Consider the following 17,355-nt stretch of genomic DNA (forward strand, 5'->3'; position numbering starts at 1 on the left):
TGGGCTACATTACTGCGTTCAATGATTGAACGCAGTACTTCCGACCAGCCGCAACACGAGTCAGCTACACCGCTGGAAGGGCACAGTCTGGCTGCGTTGCGTCTCCTAGCAAGCGATCCCCAGCAATCACAACGCGAAGTCGCCTCCGCCCTCGGCATGAGTTTGGGGCGGGCCAACTTCGTACTCCGCGCGCTGCTGGAAAGGGGCTTCGTGAAAGTTAGCAACTTTCGGCAAAGCAACAACAAGCTTGCATACGCCTACGTTCTGACTCCTTCGGGATTCACAGAAAAACTTCGACTGACTCGACGCTTTATCCATCGCAAGGAACACGAGTTCGAGGAACTCCGCCAAGCGATCAGCGAGCTCAGGAACGAATTGGACAAGGTCGCCGAAGCCACCGACAGGGAGAAAATGTAATGAAGGTCACGGTCATCGGATCAGGCTATGTCGGCCTGGTCACTGGAACCTGCCTGGCGGACGTCGGCAACGACGTCATCTGTCTGGACATCGATGAGGACAAGATTCGCATATTGAATCAGGGCGCCGTCCCCATCTTTGAGCCTGGCCTGAAAGAACTCATCGAGAGCAACGTGAAGGCAGGTCGGCTGCGCTTCACGGCTGACTCCCACACAGCTATCGAACATGGCGACGTGCTCTTCATCGCGGTGGGCACCCCCCCAGGCGAGGACGGCTCCGCCGACATAAAGCACGTGCTTTCAGCAGCCGCCAGCATAGGCCGGCACATGCGTGGCAACCAAGTCGTCGTCAACAAGAGCACAGTACCTGTAGGAACGGTGGACCGCGTGCAAGCCGTGATTGAGAGCGCGCTGAGTCACCGAGGCGCCGCGTTGAAGTTTTGCGTGATGTCGAATCCCGAGTTCCTCAAGGAAGGCGCAGCCATTGACGACTTCATGCGCCCCGACCGCATCGTCATCGGTGGCAGCGGAGACTGGGGCCTGGAAATGCTCAAGGCGCTGTATGCACCTTTCGAGCGCAACCATCCCAAGGTCCTGGTGATGGATGCCCGCTCTGCCGAGTTGACCAAGTACGCAGCAAATGCGATGTTGGCGACCCGCATCAGCTTCATGAACGAACTGGCCCTGCTGGCGGACAAGATCGGGGCCGACATGGATTCGGTGCGCATCGGCATCGGCTCCGATCCGCGCATCGGCACCCACTTCCTGTACCCCGGCTGCGGCTACGGCGGCTCCTGCTTTCCCAAGGACGTGCAGGCCTTGCTGCACATGGGTCGGCAGAGCGGCCAACCGCTGCTCGTGCTTGACGCGGTTGAGCAGGCCAACGAACGGCAGAAGCATGTGCTGGTCGAAAAGGTCTGCAGCCGCTTCGGAAACGATCTCTCGGGCCTGCACTTCGCGGTGTGGGGCCTGGCCTTCAAGCCAAATACCGACGACATGCGCGCCGCGCCGAGCCTGACGATCATGCCGGAATTGCTCCAGCGCGGCGCCACGCTTCAGGCCTACGACCCCGTTGCGACCGAGAACGCGTCCCGCCTCCTGCCCGCCAGCGATGCTCTGCGCTACGTCGACTCGGCCGAGGCGGCGCTGCAAGGCGCGGATGCGCTGCTGATCATCACCGAGTGGAAGGCGTTCCGAAGCCTCGACATGCAGCACCTGGCCCGCGTGCTCAAACAGCGGACCATTTTTGACGGCCGCAACATCCTTGACGCCAAGCTCGCTCGCGCAGCTGATCTCACGTATATCTGCATCGGAAGACCATGATCAATTTCGCCATCATTGGCTGCGGCCGCATCGCCAAGCGCCACGCTGAACTGCTCGGAACCGGCCAGATTGCCGGTGCACGGCTCGCCGCAGTCTGCGACATCGACCCGGCCCGTGCGAAGGCCTTTGGCGAGCGCTTCGGTGTGCCGGCGTTCACCAGCATCAGCGAGCTGTTGGCCGCGCCCGGCATCGATGTCGTGGCCGTGCTGACGCCGAGCGGCATGCATGCCGAGCACGCCATCATGGTAGCCAACGCGGGCAAGCACATCGTCGTCGAGAAGCCGATGGCGCTTCGTCTTGAAGACGCCGACGCGATGATCGCGGCCGCCGACCGCAACAACGTCCGTCTGCTGGTGGTCAAGCAGAATCGCTTCAACGTGCCGGTCGTCAAGGCGCGCGAGGCGCTCGATGCCGGGCGCTTCGGCCAACTGGTGCTGGGAACGGTGCGCGTGCGCTGGTGCCGTGACCAAAGCTACTACGCCCAGGACTCGTGGCGCGGCACGTGGGCACAGGACGGCGGCGTGATCGCCAACCAGGCCAGCCACCATGTCGACATGCTGGGCTGGTTCATGGGCCCGGTGGAGAGCATCCACGCCCGCGGCCTGCGTGCGCTGGTAGACATCGAGGCCGAGGACACCGCGGTGGCCACCGTCAAGTTCCGAAGCGGCGCCGTCGGCGTCATCGAAGCCACCAACGCGACGCGCCCAAAAGACCTGGAAGGGTCGCTGTCGGTGCTGGGGTCGGGCGGCACGGTCGAGATCGGCGGCTTTGCCGTCAACAAGATTCGTCACTGGAACTTCGTCGAGTCCCGCGCCGAGGATGCCGAGGTCATGGATCGCTTCTCCGTGAACCCGCCTAATGTCTACGGCTTCGGGCATCAAGCTTATTACGAACACGTCGTCGCGGTGCTGGAAGGGCGCGAGCAGGCGCTGGTCGACGGCCACGAAGGCCGAGCCAGCCTGGAACTGGTCGCCGCGCTGTACGAGTCGATGGCGAGCGGCCTGGAAGTGAAGCTGCCGCTCAAGACCGAGCACAGCAAGCTGGGCGGCGCCTGACATGAGCCACGCTCCGACGTTGCTTAAGGCATCGGTCCGGGACGTCCGCTGTGGCGAGGGCGTCAAGATCATCGAGCCGGCCAACGTCTACGAATGCACGCTGGGTGACGGCTGCTTCGTTGGTCCGTTCACTGAAATCCAGAAAGGCGTCACGATTGGCGCGCGCACGCGCGTGCAGTCGCACAGCTTCGTCTGCGAGCTGGTGTCGATCGGCGACGACTGCTTCATCGGCCACGGCGTCATGTTCATCAACGACGTGTTTTCAGTCGGCGGCCCGGCCCGCGGCCGGCGCGAGTTGTGGAAGTCAACCGAGATTGGCCATCGCGTCTCCCTTGGCTCCAACGCGACGATCATGCCGGTTCGGATCTGCGACGACGTTGTCGTCGGCGCCGGCGCCGTGGTCACCCGAGACATCACCGAACCCGGCTTCTATGTCGGGAACCCGGCACGCCTGCTGCGTGCCATGCCCAACAAGGATTGAACTGCCATGGCCGACAACGTCCAAGTCCCCTTTGCCGATTTGCACGCGCAGTACCTGACCATCAAGACCGAGATCGACGCGGCCATCGCCGACGTGATAAGGACATCCGCCTTCATCCGCGGCCCGTACGTCGAAAAGTTCGAAGCGGCGTTCGCCGACATGATGAACGCAAAGCATTGCGTTTCGTGCGCCAACGGCACCGATTCGCTGTATATCGCGATGCACGCGCTGGGCGTCAAGCCGGGCGACGAAGTGATAGCGCCGGCGCACAGCTGGATATCAACCACCGAAACGATTACCCAAGCCGGCGGCAAGGTGGTGTTCTGCGACACCGATCCCGTCACGCACACCATCGATGCGACCAAGCTCTCCGCTCTGGTCACGCCGCGCACGATGGGCATCATCCCGGTCCACATCTACGGCCAGCCTGCCGACATGGACTCGATCATGGACGTCGCTCGCCAGCACGGACTGTGGGTGCTGGAGGACTGCGCCCAGTCGCACCTGGCGCGCTACAAGGGCCAACTGGTGGGCACGTTCGGCAATGCCGCCTCGTTCTCCTTCTATCCTGGCAAGAACCTGGGCGCGATGGGCGACGCTGGTGCGGTGACGACCAACGATCCCGAATTGGCCAAGCGCATGGCGATGTTCGCGCGCCACGGGGGCCTCACCAAGGGAGACCATCAGATCGAGGGCATCAACAGCCGCCTCGACGGCCTGCAGGCCGCGATACTGTCGGTCAAGCTGCCGCACCTGCCGCAATGGACGCAGGCTCGCCAGCACTGGGCGAAGGTCTACACCGAACGCTTGGCCGGCATCCCCGGTGTCAGCATTCCGGCCGTCGCAGAAGGCCGCGAGCCGGTGTGGCACCTGTACGTGATCCGGCATGAGAAGCGCGACGCGCTCGCCGCGCACCTGAAGGCCAAGGGCATCCAGACCGTCATCAACTACCCGGTGGCCCTGCCCTTCCTGCCGTGCTATGCGCCGATGGGCCACCAGCCGTCGGATTTCCCGAACGCGCATCGCGACCAGAGTCGCATATTGTCGCTGCCCATCTTCCCCGAGATGACGGAGTCCCACGTGGACGCCGTCGTCGACGCGATCCGCAGCTTCGACGGAGTTACCGCATGAAGCTTGCTGGCAAGAAGGTCCTCGTCACCGGCGCCGATGGCTTCATCGGCTCCCACCTGACGGAATACCTGGTGCGCCAGGGCGTCGACGTCCGCGCCTTCGTCTACTACAACAGCTTCAACTCCTGGGGCTGGCTGGACGAGTCCAGCGAGGAGATCCGCAAGTCGCTGGACGTGTTCGCCGGCGACGTCCGCGATCCTAACGGCGTCCGCGCCGCGATGAAGGACTGCGATGTGGTGCTGCACCTGGCCGCCCTGATCGCGATCCCCTACTCCTACCACTCGCCAGACACATACGTCGACACCAACGTCAAGGGCACCCTGAACATCGTCCAGGCCGCACGCGACCTGGGCATCGAGCGCGTGGTGCATACGTCAACGAGCGAGGTTTACGGGACGGCACGCTTCGTCCCGATCACCGAGGAGCATCCGCTGCAGGGCCAGTCGCCCTACTCGGCCAGCAAAATCGGCGCCGATCAGATCGCGCAGAGCTTCTTCCATTCGTTTGACACGCCGGTGACAACGATCCGGCCGTTCAACACCTACGGCCCGCGGCAGTCCGCCCGCGCGGTGATCCCCACGATCATCACGCAGATTGCAGCCGGTGCAAGCCAGCTCAAGCTCGGCGCGCTGCATCCGACGCGCGACTTCAACTACGTGCGGGATACCGTGCGCGGCTTCGTGGCGCTGGCTGAATGCGACGAGGCCATTGGCCAGGTCGTGAACGTCGGCAGCAACTACGAAGTCTCGATCGGCGAGACCGCCTCGCTGATTGCTGAACTGATGGGCCGCGAGGTGGAATTCGTCAGCGACGAGCAACGCCTCCGTCCCGCCGGCAGCGAGGTGGAACGGCTGTGGGCCGACAACGCGCGCGCCAACGCACTGGCCGGCTGGACGCCCGAGTACCCCGGCGTCGAGGGCCTGAAGCGTGGCCTGGGCGAGACCATCGACTGGTTCACCCAGCCAGAAAACCTGCGTCGCTACAAAGCTGGCGTCTACAACATCTGACCGCAGGATCGGCATGTCCCTCGCAGCCACCGTTCTCGAGCGCGTTCAGCGCGTCACGCGTGCGCCAAAGGTCTCGCTCCATGAGCCGACCTTTGGTGGCAACGAACTGAAGTACGTGACGGAGTGCATCCAGACCGGCTGGGTGTCTTCGGTGGGTGAGTACGTCAACCGCTTCGAACGCGAGCTGGCGAGCTTCACGGGTGCTGCACACGCCGTGGTGGTGAGCAATGGCACCTCAGGCTTGCAGATTCTGCTGGAGCTAGTTGGCGTCAAGCAGAACGACGAGGTGCTGGTGCCCGCGCTGTCGTTCGTGGCCACGGCCAATGCCGTGCGCCACGTCGGCGCGTGGCCGCACTTCGTGGACAGCGACCGGCGCACGCTGGGCATCGACGTCGAACAACTGGACGCCTACCTGCGCGAAGTGGCCGAGGCTCGGCCCGAGGGTTGCTTCAACCGCCGCAGCGGCCGCCGCATCGCCGCGATCGTGCCGATGCACACCTTCGGACATCCCGTCGACATGCCAGCGCTGATGGTGTTGGCAGAGCGTTACGGGCTGGAGGTCGTCGAGGACGCTGCCGAATCGCTGGGGAGCTGGATCGGCGATCGCCACACAGGCGTCTTCGGCCGCTGCGCGATGCTGAGCTTCAACGGCAACAAGATCGTGACCACCGGCGGCGGCGGCGCGATCATTACCAACGACAGCGCCCTCGCCAAGCGGGCCAAGCACTTGACGACGACGGCCAAGCAGCCGCACGCATGGGCCTTCTTCCACGACGAGGTGGCCTACAACTTCCGCATGCCCAACCTGAATGCGGCACTCGGCTGCGCGCAACTGGAGCGCATCGGCGGCTTCCTGGAAGCCAAGCGCCTGCTGGCCGAGCAGTACGCCCAGGCCTTCAGCGACGTGCCGGAGGTTAGCGTGTTCCTCGAGCGCCCGGGCACCAAGGCCAACTACTGGCTGCAGACGCTGCTGCTGGCCCACGAAGTGGCTGAGCAACGCGATGAGATCCTGGCATTGACGAACGCGCACGGGCAGATGACTCGGCCTGTCTGGGAGCTGCTTTACACGCTGCCGATGTACGCCTCATGCGAGCGCATGGCTACGCCGGCGGCCGACGACCTGGGACGCCGCATCGTCAATCTGCCGAGCAGCCCGCAGCTGATCCCGGGGGTGGCGTGAGCGAGCGCCGGAAGATCGCCGTCGTCACGGGCAGCCGTGCGGAGTACGGGCTGCTTTACTGGATCCTGCGCGATCTGGAGGACCACGCCGCAGTCGAGCTGCAACTCATCGTGACCGGCATGCACCTGTCGCCGGAGTTCGGCTTGACGGTGCGGGAAATCGAGCGCGACGGCCTGCCTATCGCGGCGCGCGTCGAGATGCTACTGTCGGGCGACACGCGCTGCAGCACGGCGAAATCGATGGCCCTGGGCCTCATGGGCATGTCTGACGCGCTGGCGCGATTGGCGCCCGACGTCCTGCTCGTGCTGGGTGACCGGTTCGAGATCATGGCCGCCACGCAGGCCGCCATGATCCATAACATCCCGATCGCGCACATCGCGGGCGGTGATACCACCGAAGGCGCGTTTGACGAGGCGATTCGCCATGCAATCACCAAGATGTCCCATCTGCATCTGGTGACCACTGACTCCTCGGCGGCCCGCGTGCGCCAGATGGGCGAGGACCCCGCGCATGTCCACCTGGTTGGCAGTCCCGGCCTGGACCATCTGCGCCGGCGCCCGCTGCTGGATCGCGCGACGCTCGTCGAATCGCTCGGCGCCCCGTTGGGTCGGCGCAATCTCCTGATCACTTTCCATCCCGTCACGCTTGAGGCCGGCGAAGGGCAGCGCCAGCAGCAGGAGCTGCTGTCGGTGCTCGAAGGCCTGGACGAGGACACCGTTTGCTGGTTCACGCTGCCAAACGCCGATACCGGCGGCCGGGCCCTGGCCGCAGATCTCCAAGACTGGGCCGCAGGGCGGCCTAACGCGCGTGTCTCCGCCTCGCTGGGGCAATTGCGCTACCTGAGCCTGATGTCCTTCGTGGACGCCGTCGTCGGCAATTCGTCGAGCGGCCTGTACGAAGCGCCGTCGTTCCAGCGGCCGACAGTCAACATCGGTGACCGCCAGCGTGGCCGGCTCGCGGCAAGCTCGGTCCTGCATTGCGAGCCGCAGGCGCAGAGCATTGCCGCAGCCCTGGACCGCGCATGGACGCTCGACTGCACCGGCGTCATGAACCCTTATGGCGACGGTCGATCCTCCGGCCGAATCGTTCAGGCGCTGCTTGATCTCGAGCTCGGCGAATCGCTGCTCAAAAAGCAGTTCCACTTGATCCCCTCGACCTGAAAAGAGCCTGCCGTGAGCCATTCCGTGTTCTTCATCGCCGAGGCCGGCGTCAACCATAACGGGTCGCTGGACCTGGCTCGCCAGCTTGTCGACGTGGCCGCCGATGCCGGGGCTGATGCCGTCAAGTTCCAGACCTTCAAGGCAGAGCACCTCGTTACCGCGTCGGCCCGCAAGGCCCAGTACCAGATCGACAACACCCAAGAAGACGGCGGCCAGCTCGCCATGCTGCAGCGGCTGGAGCTGAAGCCCGAGGACCACAAAGCGCTGCTTGAGCACTGCCGCGCGCGCGGCATCGCTTTCATGTCGACCGGCTTCGACGCGGAAAGCCTGGCGATGCTCGGCGAATTGGGCATGCCGGCGGTCAAGATTCCGTCGGGCGACATCACCTGCGGCCCGCTGCTGCTGCAGGCCGCGCGGCTGCGCCAGAAGCTGATCGTCTCCACCGGAATGTCCACGCTGGGCGACATCGAACGTGCACTGGCCGTGATCGCCTTCGGACTAACGCGCGAAGGCCTACCGGCGTCGCAGGCCGATCTGGATGCGGCCTACTCGAGCGCAGAGGGCCGTCAGGCGCTGCGCGAGCACGTCACGCTGCTGCACTGCGTCACGCAATACCCGGCGGCACCGGCCTCGGTGCATCTGCGCGCGATGGACACCATGCGCGACGCCTTCGCGCTTCCGGTGGGCTACTCGGACCACACGCTAGGCATCGAGGTCTCCATCGCCGCCGTGGCGCGCGGCGCCACCGTCATCGAGAAGCACTTCACCCTCGATCGCTCGCTTCCCGGCCCCGACCACGTCGCATCGCTGGAGCCGGCGGAACTCACGCAACTCGTGCGTGCCATCCGCAACGTCGAGCAGGCGCTGGGGAGCAGCATCAAGCAACCGGCGCCGGAGGAGCTGCCCAACCGCAAGGTGGCCCGGCGCAGCATCGTGGCGGCAGTGCCCATCGCTGACGGCGAGGCGTTGACGCTGGACAAGCTGGCCTTCAAGCGCCCTGGCGACGGCATTTCGCCGATGGACATCTGGTTCCTGGCAGACCGCGCCGCTCGGCGCGGTTACGACGCCGACGAACTGATCGAGCCATGACCTCGCCACAGGCCATCATCGTGATAGGCGCCGGCGGCCACGCGCGCGTCGTGGCCGACGCACTGCTGTGCGCAGGCGCCACGGTGATCGGGTTCACCGATGCGGACCCCGCCGCCTGGGGCCGGACCCACTTCGGTCTGCCGGTGCTCGGCGGCGACGATGTGCTGGCCCGTCACGACACCTCGGCCGTGCGTCTCGCCAACGGCCTGGGCATGGTGGACGTCCGTGGATCAGCGCTGCGGCGGCGCGTGCAGGACGAATTGACGTCGCGCGGCTGGTCGTTCGTGGCCGTGCGCCACCCGTCAGCCATCGTGTCCCCCCGTGCGCACTTGGCCGTCGACGCACAGGTCCTGGCCGGCGCCATCGTGCAGCCCGGTGCATCAATCGCGGCAGGCGTGATCGTCAACAGCCGCGCAGTGATCGAACACGACGTCAGCGTGGGCGGCTGGTCGCATGTCGCTCCAGGTGCGGTGGTGTGCGGAGACGTGCGGATCGGTGAGCATGCGCATATCGGTGCCGGTGCCACGATCCGGCAGGGCGTGAACGTGGGCGATCGGTGCCTCATCGGTATCGGCGCCGCCGTGGTGTGCGATCAGCCCGCCTCGACGATCGTCGCCGGCGTGCCCGCCAGGCGTCTCAAGATAAAGCAATGAAGAACTGGAAAAGCACACTGGTCGCGCCCGACACGACGCTCCGTCGGGCACTCGAGACCATTGATGACGTCGGCTGCCAGATGGCGCTCGTCGTCGATCAAGAGCAGCGGCTGCTCGGCACGCTCAGCGATGGCGACGCGCGGCGCGCGCTGCTGCGCGGCTTGGCGCTGACCGATCCCGTGTCCGAGGCGATGCACCGCACGCCGACCGTCGTCCGCTCCGAGGACGACCGCGAAACGCGCCTCGGCCTGATGAAGCGGCTCGGGCTGCACCAATTGCCCGTGGTGGATGCCGAACGGCGCGTGGTGGGCCTGGAGGTCGTCGATGATTTCCTCAACGCGCCGGAGCGCGAGGAATGGGTCGTGATCATGGCGGGTGGCCTCGGATCTCGACTCAAGGAGCTGACGCGTGAGACGCCCAAGCCAATGCTCAACGTGGGTTCGCGCCCCATCCTTGAGACCATCATCCGTTCGTTCGCCGAGCAAGGCTTCCGGCACTTCTATCTGGCGGTCAACTACAAGGCCGAGCAGATTGAGGCGCACTTCGGGAACGGCTCGCAGTTCGGCATCCACATTCACTACCTGCGCGAGGAGCAGCGTCTCGGCACGGCAGGCGCGCTCAGCCTGCTTCCGAGTTTGCCTCGGTGCCCCTTCATCGTGACCAATGCCGACCTCCTGACCAAGGAGGACTACTGTGCGATGGTCGACCACCACGTCGCCGAACGCGCGGACGCCACGATGGGCGTGCGCAAGTACGAGATGCAGGTGCCGTTCGGCGTCGTGCGCGAAGCTGAAGGCCGCATCTCGGGCATTGAGGAAAAACCCGTCCACCGCTTCGTCGTGAGCGCAGGCATGTATGTTCTATCGCCTCGCATGCTGGAACTGGTGCCAAAAGGCGCCTTCTTCGACATGCCTTCGCTCTTCGAATCCGCCATCAGTCAGGGTTTGCAGATGCGTAGTCACCACGTGGACGGCTACTGGCTGGACATAGGCCGCCCTGCCGACTTCGAGCAGGCCAACAACGACTTCCATGAGGTTTTCAGGTGATAGGCGATCGCAGGGTGCTCGCCTTGGTCCCTGCCCGTGGCGGGTCCAAGGGCATTCCCGGGAAGAACATCGTCGACCTCGCGGGAAAGCCGCTGATCGCCTGGACTATCGACGCCGCGCGCGCCAGCACGTACGTCGACGATGTGGTCCTGAGCACTGACGACAACGCGATCGCTGACGTCGGCCGACGCTGCGGCGCTACCGTGCCCTTCATACGCTCTGCGGCGTTGGCCACCGACGAGGCGTCCACGATGGACGCCGTCTTCGACGCGCTGGACCGCCTGCCGGGTTACGACGTAGTCGTACTCTTGCAGCCGACGTCGCCGTTGCGTACGGCCGCAGACATCGACGCCGCCTTAGCTCTATTGAAGGGCGCACCGTCAAGCGTCAGCGTCCGCCCGGCTCAGGACCATCCCTATCTGACCTTCCGCATCGATGGTCACCACCAATTGGCAGCTTTCGCTGAAGTTCCTCAAGGCCAGTCGCTGCGGCGGCAGGACCTCCCCAGCGCCTGGTGCCTGAACGGTGCCGTCTATGCCGCCGACATCGCCTGGCTGCGCGCGCATCGCAGCTTCATTTCCACCCAGACCGTCGCCTATCCCATGCCGGCCGAACGTTCGATTGACATCGACACACCGACCGATCTGCGTGCGGCAGAACATCTATTGCGCCCTCAGCGACAGAATTGAACGAAGGAAGACCATGAAAATCGGACCGCACTCCAGCACTGACCTGAGCCGCTTCGACAAGCCTCAAGAGGACCTCGAGGTTTACTACGGCCTGCCGCGCTACGTGGCGTTCTGCAAGGCCTGCAATATGTCGAACCAGCAGCCAATGTCGAGCAACGAGTACGCGCACGGCAAGGACTCGACAAAGACAACGCTGAGCTTCGATGAAGAGGGCATCTGCCACGCGTGCCGCTTCAACATGCTCAAGGAAGACGGCGAGATCGACTGGGACGAACGCGAGCGGGAGCTGATCGAACTCTGCAACCGTTTCCGCAAGGACGACGGCAGCTACGACTGCATCGTCGGCGGCAGTGGCGGCAAGGACAGCGCGATGCAGTCCCACTTGCTCAAGTACAAGTACGGCATGCACCCGCTGACCGTGACGTGGTCGCCGCACCTGTACACGGATATCGGCTGGAAGAACTTCCAGAACTGGCTGCACGTCGGCGGTTTCGACAATTTCCTGTACACGCCCAACGGCAAGATCCACCGACTGCTCACCCGCAACGCAACGATCAATCTGTTGCACCCCTTCCAGCCATTCATCCTTGGCCAGAAGACCTTCGTGGCGAAGATGGCAGCCCAGCTGAACATCCCGCTCATCTTCTACGGGGAGATGCCTGGCGAGTACGGCGAAAAGATCTCGCACAAGACGACGGGCTACGACAGTGGGGAAGGCAAGGCTGAGAGCGAAGGCTTCTCGCTGGACTACCTGGCCGGCAAGGACGTGAGAGACGTGCTGCTCGGCGGCAAGTCGATCGGCGAGTATCTGGACGAGGGCGTTCCGATGGCCGACCTCAAGAGCTACCTCCCGATGGACCCGGCCGTGCTGCGAAGCAAGGGCATCGATTTCAAGTATCTCGGCTACTACAAGCGGTGGGTTCCCCAAGAGGCTTACTACTACGCCGTCGAGAACACCGGGTTTGAAGCCAACCCGCTGCGCACCGAAGGCACCTATTCCAAGTACAACAGCCTTGATGACAAGGTGGACGGCTTCTTCTACTTCACGCGCTGGATCAAGTTCGGCGTGGGCCGCACGATGATGGATTCCGCCCAGGAGATCCGGAACCACCACATCAACAAGGACGAGGCGATGGCGCTGATGCGCCGCTACGAGGGTGAATATCCGGCGCGCTACGAGAAGGAGTTCCTCGAGTACATCAGCATGTCCCGCGAGGAATTCCTCGCGTTGTGCGACCGCTTCCGCTCGCCGCACCTGTGGAAGGTCGACGGTGGCGAATGGAAGCTGCGCCACACGCCGTGGGATGGCATGGAAACGACTGCATGATGCGCACGCGGCTCATCCCGCGCCTCGACGTCAAAGGCAAGAACCTGATCAAGGGCATCCATCTGGAAGGCCTGCGTGTGATCGGTGATCCGCAGGAGTACGCGCGCAAGTACTACGAGCAGGGCGCGGACGAATTGCTGTATGTCGATGTCGTTGCCAGCCTGTACGGGCGCAACAGCCTGCACGATATCGTTCAGCGCGCTGCGCAGGACGTCTTCGTCCCGCTGACCGTGACAGGTGGCCTGCGCTCGGTGGACGACGTGAGGGAGATGCTGCGGGCGGGTGCCGACAAGGTCGGCATCAACACTGCAGCGACGAAGCGCCCCGAGCTGATCAGCGAGGTTGCGCGCAAGTTCGGATCGCAATGCATGGTCCTGTCTATCGAAGCCAAGCGGGTGGCACCCGGCCGCTGGGAGGCCTACACCGACAACGGCCGCGAGCCGACCGGGCATGACGTCGTCGAATGGGCCCGACGTGGTGTGGAACTGGGCGCGGGCGAGATCCTGCTGACCTCGGTGGATCAGGAGGGCACGCGCGATGGCTTCGACCTGGCGCTCATCTCCGCGGTCACGGCGGCTGTTCGGGTGCCCGTCATCGCCAGTGGCGGCATGGGCAACCCGGGCGATGCGGTGAAGGCAGTGCGCGAAGGCATGGCGGATGCCGTGGCCATGGCAGACATTCTTCACTACAACCGGGCCACGCTCAGCGACGTCAGGGCTGCGGCGCTGGCGGCCGGGGTGGACGTGAGAGTCGTATGAGCAAGACAGTAACCATCATCGACTATGGCGTTGGCAACCTGCTGAGCGTGAGCCGGGCGTTCGAGCATTGCGGCGCGGTCGTGACACTGGCGCATGACGCCAGCGCGATCGAACAGGCCGAACGACTGGTGCTGCCAGGTGTCGGTGCCTTTGCGGACGGCATGCAGGGCCTGCGGGAGAGGGGTCTCATAGAGCCGATTCGCCGCTATGCGGCCTCAGGCCGCCCGCTCATGGGCATCTGCCTAGGTATGCAGATGCTAGCCTCGGCCAGCGAGGAATTCGGCGAGCACGAAGGGCTGAACTTGATACCGGGCCGGGTTCGAGCCATATCGCGCGTAGCGGTAGACGGCTCGCCGCTGAAAACACCGCATATCGGCTGGAGCGTGCTTCAACGCCCCGACACGGGCGACTGGCGCAACACCATCCTCAAGGACACGGCGCCGCAAAGCTCCGTCTACCTTGTGCATTCATACGCCATCGAACTCGACGATCCGGCGGATCTGCTGTCTTACTGCGTCCACGGTGGTCACCGCATTTCGGCCGCGATTCGACGCGGTGCGGTCTATGGCTGCCAGTTCCACCCGGAGAAGAGCGGCCCGGCCGGGCTCAAGATAGTCGGCGGTTTCATCAGCCTGAGCGCTCCAGGCCCGACGGCGACCGCGTAGTGGCCTCCTTCCTGCGCAGCGGCAGCATCTACCTGGGTGCGGCGGCAACGAACGCGATCGTCCCGTTCCTTGCCCTGCCGCCTCTTGTCCGAACCTTGGGGCCGGAAGAGTTTGGCAAGGTCGGCGTCTACCTCGCGCTGATCAACATCGCCACCGTGCTGGCGGGGCTGAGCGTGCACGGCATCGTCAGCGTGGTGCACTTCCGTGATGGGCCGCAGGCCGTGCCCGCATACGCCCGCAGCGCGGTGCGGACCGTCGCGTTGACCGGATTGCCTCTGCTGCTGGCCAGCCTCGCGCTGGCCCACACCTTCGAGCGGCTGACAGGACTTCCCGGCAAGTGGGCCTGGACGATCGCGTTCATCGCGGTTGCGCAATTCCTGGTCTCACTGGGCATGGCCGTTTTCCAGGCGCGGGAGCAGCCCATGCGCTATGCAATGCTGCAAATTGGCGTGACCATGGGATGGGCAGCGACGTCTGTCTTGCTGGTGTGCGGTGCCGGCATGGACTGGTCGGGGCGCGCGCTAGGGCAGTTGGCCGCGGTCACTGCTATGGCCGTATCGTCCCTGTACCTGTTGCAGCGCGAAGGCATGTTCGCCCCTTCGGCAGGCACTGCACCGCTGTCCGCCATGTTGCGCTTCGGTCTGCCGCTCGTGCCGCATTCCATTGCCGGCGCCGTCATGGCGGGCGCAGACCGCCTGCTCCTGTCGCACATCGGCACGGCGGAGCTCTCCGGCCAGTACTTTGCCGCCTTCCAGATCTGCGCTGTCATCACGGTCGGCGCAGCTGCCATCAACCAGGCCTGGGTGCCCTGGATCTACCGTCGCCTGGCATCGCCCTCGCGAAAGTCGGCCGTCGACATCGTGCGCGTCACCTTCATGCTGAACGCTGCATTGATGCTGGCGGCGCTGCTGTGGGCGATGGCGGCGCCCTGGCTGATCGGGCTCGTGGCCGGCGACCGCTATCTTGCAGCCATCCCGGCGATGCGCTGGCTGGCGCCCGCTGCTGCCTTTTCCGGCATGTACTACTTCGTCACCAACTACCTCTTCTATCACGGCAGAACCGGTGTCCTGTCCGCAATCACGCTGTGCACCGCCGCGCTTCAGGTCACCCTGCTGCTGGTCTGCGTGCCGCGCTGGGGGATCGACGGTGCCGGCTTCTCCGCGCTGGTCGCTGCAGCGGTCTATTGGCTGGCAACGTGGATAGCGGCCCAGAATATCTCGCCGATGCCATGGTTCGGCGCCCTCCGCAAGGGTGTGGCCGCATGAGTGCCTCAACGCTGGACGCGCGCAGCATCGCGGCGCAGATCCTCACCATCGAGCAGGGACTCGAGCTCGACGCGCCCGACTGGCGCGTCGACGACGTGCATCTTTGGCCGCTCTACCGCCTCGAGCTCTATCGCCTACTGTTCGTCGGCCAGGCTGGACCCGTGGCCGGCGGCCGGCGCACGCCAAAGCTCGGCCCTGCGCTGCGCGCATGCGAAGCCGCGCCCGCCCTGGCGGCCGGCGCCGCCCGGGTCTGGCTGGTTTCGGACGGCATCTCCTTCGCCACGCTAGGCGACGACCAGGTCGAACGCTTCTGCAGCCCACTCCACGCCGCGCTGTGCGGCCTCGGTATCAACTCGGTGCTGATCGACCGGGGAAGCCCCGGCAGGCGTCGCAGTGCCACGCCGACGCGCTGGTGGATGCCCATGACGCACCGCGCCAAACTCTCGGGCGCGCTGCGCGCCGCACTGCTGCCGGACCGCAGACACGATCGGCTCGTTGAGCGGATCGGACAGGTCGCTCGGCTTGCGGGGATCGAACTGCCGGCGCTGAGCGCGAGACGCTTCGATGCCATGGCCAACGCCGTACTCTCGCTGGCCTCGACCCTCGAGACCCGCATGCGACGTGAGCAAGTACAGGCGGTGTTCGTTGTCGGCTACTACGACGTGGGCGGCTATGCGTATGTCCTGGCGGCCCATCGTGCGGGCGTGGCCTCCATTGACGTGCAGCACGGTGTGACGGGCGATCTAAACATGGCCTATGCAGACTGGAAAGTCCAGCCTGCGCGGGGATTCACGCTGCTGCCCACGTATTTCTGGTGCTGGACCGACGATGACGCCCGCGTCGTCCAGCGGTGGGCAGTGATGCACGGCAATGCCCGGCACAGTGCCTTCGTCGGCGGCCATCCGTTCATGGAAGCCTGGCGAACCGGCGCGATGCGCCTACCCAGTCAGGGAAATCAGATGCTGGAGCGGCTGCAGATCGACGCTGGCGGGCGGCCCGCAATCCTGGTCACACTGCAGCCGCACCTCACGTCGGCGTCGTCGCTGGCTCCGATGCTGCAAGCCTGGCAACGGCAGCCCGACGTCGCCTGGTGGCTCCGGCTTCATCCGCTGGCGATGCATGACCGCGTCGCGATTGAGGCCCTCCTGACCAGCCACGGCGTGACCCACTGGAACATCGAGGCGGCCACGTCGTTGCCGCTGCCGGTCCTTCTGCGAGAAGCGGCCTTGCATGCCACCCACAGCTCCAGCACCGTCATCGAGGCAGAGCTTCTCGACATCCCATCGGTGGTGTGGTCCGATTACGGCGAGCAGCTCTTCGAAGCACACATCCGCCGCGGTGCTGCGGTCCGCGTAGCGGACGGAGATGCCTTCCTGCGCGCGCTGCCCGGTCGACATCGACGCCCGGCCGGGTCGCTTGCCGCTCCCACACCTTCGCGTCTTCCCGGCGCCCTGCAAGTCATCCTCGGAACCGGATCATGATCGTCATCGTCGACTACAAGACCGCGAATCTCGGCTCCATCGTCAACATGTTCAAGCGCATCGGCGTCGCCACGCGTGTCGCGGAGAAACCGGATGAACTCGACGGCGCCACCCACATCCTGCTGCCGGGCATCGGACACTTCGACACCTGCGCGCGCAACCTGCGCCAGCTCGGATTCGCCGACGCGCTCCATCCCTTCGTGCAGGAGCGCCGATTGCCGCTCCTGGGCATCTGCGTGGGCGCACAGCTGCTGACGCGCGGCAGCGAGGAGGGTGCCGAGCCCGGACTAGGCTGGATCGACGCGGACACGCGGCGCTTCCCGGCCATCGACCGGCCGGACTACAAAGTACCCCACATGGGCTGGAACCTGGCGCAGCCGCCGGCCCCTCATCCGCTATTCGCGGGATTCGACAGACCTGCGCGCTTCTATTTCGTCCACTCCTACTTCATGACCGCCGACCGACCGGAGTCGGTGCTGAGCCGCACGACGCACGGCGTCGAGTTCGCCTCTGGCATCACCCGGGACAACATCGCCGGCGTGCAGTTCCATCCCGAGAAGAGCCACCGCTTTGGCATGCAGCTGCTGCGGAACTTTGCCGCCTCGGGCAGCGTCGAGGGAATTCGCTGA

18 protein-coding genes are annotated in these 17,355 nt (G+C 65.1%); all 18 read left to right on the forward strand.

From position 1 onward, the window contains the following. Positions 1-21: 21 nt before the first annotated feature. Genes AC0IZJ_RS07755 through hisH (AC0IZJ_RS07840) form a run of 18 tightly spaced genes read left to right on the forward strand, consistent with a single transcriptional unit; the run spans position 22 to position 17,355 of the window. Positions 22-417 carry a MarR family EPS-associated transcriptional regulator gene (locus AC0IZJ_RS07755; RefSeq protein ID WP_471848316.1) on the forward strand — a complete coding sequence of 132 codons (396 nt, stop codon included), beginning with the start codon at positions 22-24 and terminating at the stop codon, positions 415-417. Then, complete coding sequence (locus AC0IZJ_RS07760) at positions 417-1,739, forward strand: UDP-glucose dehydrogenase family protein (protein WP_471848318.1); 1,323 nt, start codon at positions 417-419, stop codon at positions 1,737-1,739. The genes AC0IZJ_RS07755 and AC0IZJ_RS07760 overlap by 1 nt, the downstream gene beginning before the upstream one ends. Continuing rightward, positions 1,736-2,794 carry a Gfo/Idh/MocA family protein gene (locus AC0IZJ_RS07765; protein ID WP_471848320.1) on the forward strand — a complete coding sequence of 353 codons (1,059 nt, stop codon included), beginning with the start codon at positions 1,736-1,738 and terminating at the stop codon, positions 2,792-2,794. The genes AC0IZJ_RS07760 and AC0IZJ_RS07765 overlap by 4 nt, the downstream gene beginning before the upstream one ends. Before the next feature lies 1 nt (position 2,795). Beyond that, entirely contained in the window at positions 2,796-3,275 is a 480-nt protein-coding gene (locus AC0IZJ_RS07770; RefSeq protein ID WP_471848322.1) for an acyltransferase, read from the forward strand. Positions 3,276-3,281: 6 nt separating this feature from the next. Beyond that, positions 3,282-4,406: a DegT/DnrJ/EryC1/StrS family aminotransferase gene (locus tag AC0IZJ_RS07775; protein ID WP_471848324.1), complete on the forward strand. Its 1,125-nt coding sequence runs from the start codon at positions 3,282-3,284 to the stop codon at positions 4,404-4,406. Beyond that, entirely contained in the window at positions 4,403-5,413 is a 1,011-nt protein-coding gene (locus AC0IZJ_RS07780; protein WP_471848326.1) for an NAD-dependent 4,6-dehydratase LegB, read from the forward strand. The genes AC0IZJ_RS07775 and AC0IZJ_RS07780 overlap by 4 nt, the downstream gene beginning before the upstream one ends. Before the next feature lie 13 nt (positions 5,414-5,426). After that, positions 5,427-6,593, forward strand: a complete 1,167-nt coding sequence (locus tag AC0IZJ_RS07785; protein ID WP_471848328.1) for a LegC family aminotransferase — start codon at positions 5,427-5,429, stop codon at positions 6,591-6,593. Next, on the forward strand, positions 6,590-7,753 hold the full coding sequence (gene neuC, locus AC0IZJ_RS07790; protein ID WP_471848330.1) for a UDP-N-acetylglucosamine 2-epimerase: 1,164 nt from the start codon (positions 6,590-6,592) through the stop codon (positions 7,751-7,753). Before AC0IZJ_RS07785 ends, neuC begins: the two co-directional genes overlap by 4 nt. Positions 7,754-7,765: 12 nt before the next feature. Further along, entirely contained in the window at positions 7,766-8,842 is a 1,077-nt protein-coding gene (gene neuB / locus AC0IZJ_RS07795) for an N-acetylneuraminate synthase (protein ID WP_471848332.1), read from the forward strand. Next, on the forward strand, positions 8,839-9,495 hold the full coding sequence (locus AC0IZJ_RS07800; RefSeq protein ID WP_471848334.1) for an acetyltransferase: 657 nt from the start codon (positions 8,839-8,841) through the stop codon (positions 9,493-9,495). The genes neuB and AC0IZJ_RS07800 overlap by 4 nt, the downstream gene beginning before the upstream one ends. Beyond that, on the forward strand, positions 9,492-10,541 hold the full coding sequence (locus AC0IZJ_RS07805) for a nucleotidyltransferase family protein (RefSeq protein ID WP_471848336.1): 1,050 nt from the start codon (positions 9,492-9,494) through the stop codon (positions 10,539-10,541). Before AC0IZJ_RS07800 ends, AC0IZJ_RS07805 begins: the two co-directional genes overlap by 4 nt. 14 nt (positions 10,542-10,555) lie before the next feature. Next, positions 10,556-11,230, forward strand: coding sequence for an acylneuraminate cytidylyltransferase family protein (locus tag AC0IZJ_RS07810; RefSeq protein WP_471848338.1), 675 nt, complete (start codon positions 10,556-10,558; stop codon positions 11,228-11,230). Positions 11,231-11,243: 13 nt separating this feature from the next. After that, a complete protein-coding gene (locus tag AC0IZJ_RS07815; protein WP_471848340.1) occupies positions 11,244-12,557 on the forward strand; it encodes an N-acetyl sugar amidotransferase in 1,314 nt (437 codons plus the stop codon). Further along, the gene (gene hisF, locus AC0IZJ_RS07820; protein WP_471848342.1) at positions 12,554-13,315 is read left to right on the forward strand and encodes an imidazole glycerol phosphate synthase subunit HisF; all 762 of its coding nucleotides are present in this window, start codon (positions 12,554-12,556) and stop codon (positions 13,313-13,315) included. The genes AC0IZJ_RS07815 and hisF overlap by 4 nt, the downstream gene beginning before the upstream one ends. Continuing rightward, a complete protein-coding gene (gene hisH, locus AC0IZJ_RS07825; RefSeq protein WP_471848344.1) occupies positions 13,312-13,980 on the forward strand; it encodes an imidazole glycerol phosphate synthase subunit HisH in 669 nt (222 codons plus the stop codon). The genes hisF and hisH (AC0IZJ_RS07825) overlap by 4 nt, the downstream gene beginning before the upstream one ends. Beyond that, positions 13,980-15,245 carry a lipopolysaccharide biosynthesis protein gene (locus AC0IZJ_RS07830; RefSeq protein WP_471848346.1) on the forward strand — a complete coding sequence of 422 codons (1,266 nt, stop codon included), beginning with the start codon at positions 13,980-13,982 and terminating at the stop codon, positions 15,243-15,245. Before hisH (AC0IZJ_RS07825) ends, AC0IZJ_RS07830 begins: the two co-directional genes overlap by 1 nt. Further along, positions 15,242-16,726: a hypothetical protein gene (locus AC0IZJ_RS07835; RefSeq protein ID WP_471848348.1), complete on the forward strand. Its 1,485-nt coding sequence runs from the start codon at positions 15,242-15,244 to the stop codon at positions 16,724-16,726. The genes AC0IZJ_RS07830 and AC0IZJ_RS07835 overlap by 4 nt, the downstream gene beginning before the upstream one ends. Next, entirely contained in the window at positions 16,723-17,355 is a 633-nt protein-coding gene (gene hisH / locus AC0IZJ_RS07840; RefSeq protein ID WP_471848350.1) for an imidazole glycerol phosphate synthase subunit HisH, read from the forward strand. Before AC0IZJ_RS07835 ends, hisH (AC0IZJ_RS07840) begins: the two co-directional genes overlap by 4 nt.

The sequence above is a fragment of the Roseateles sp. AC306 genome (assembly GCF_979253795.1).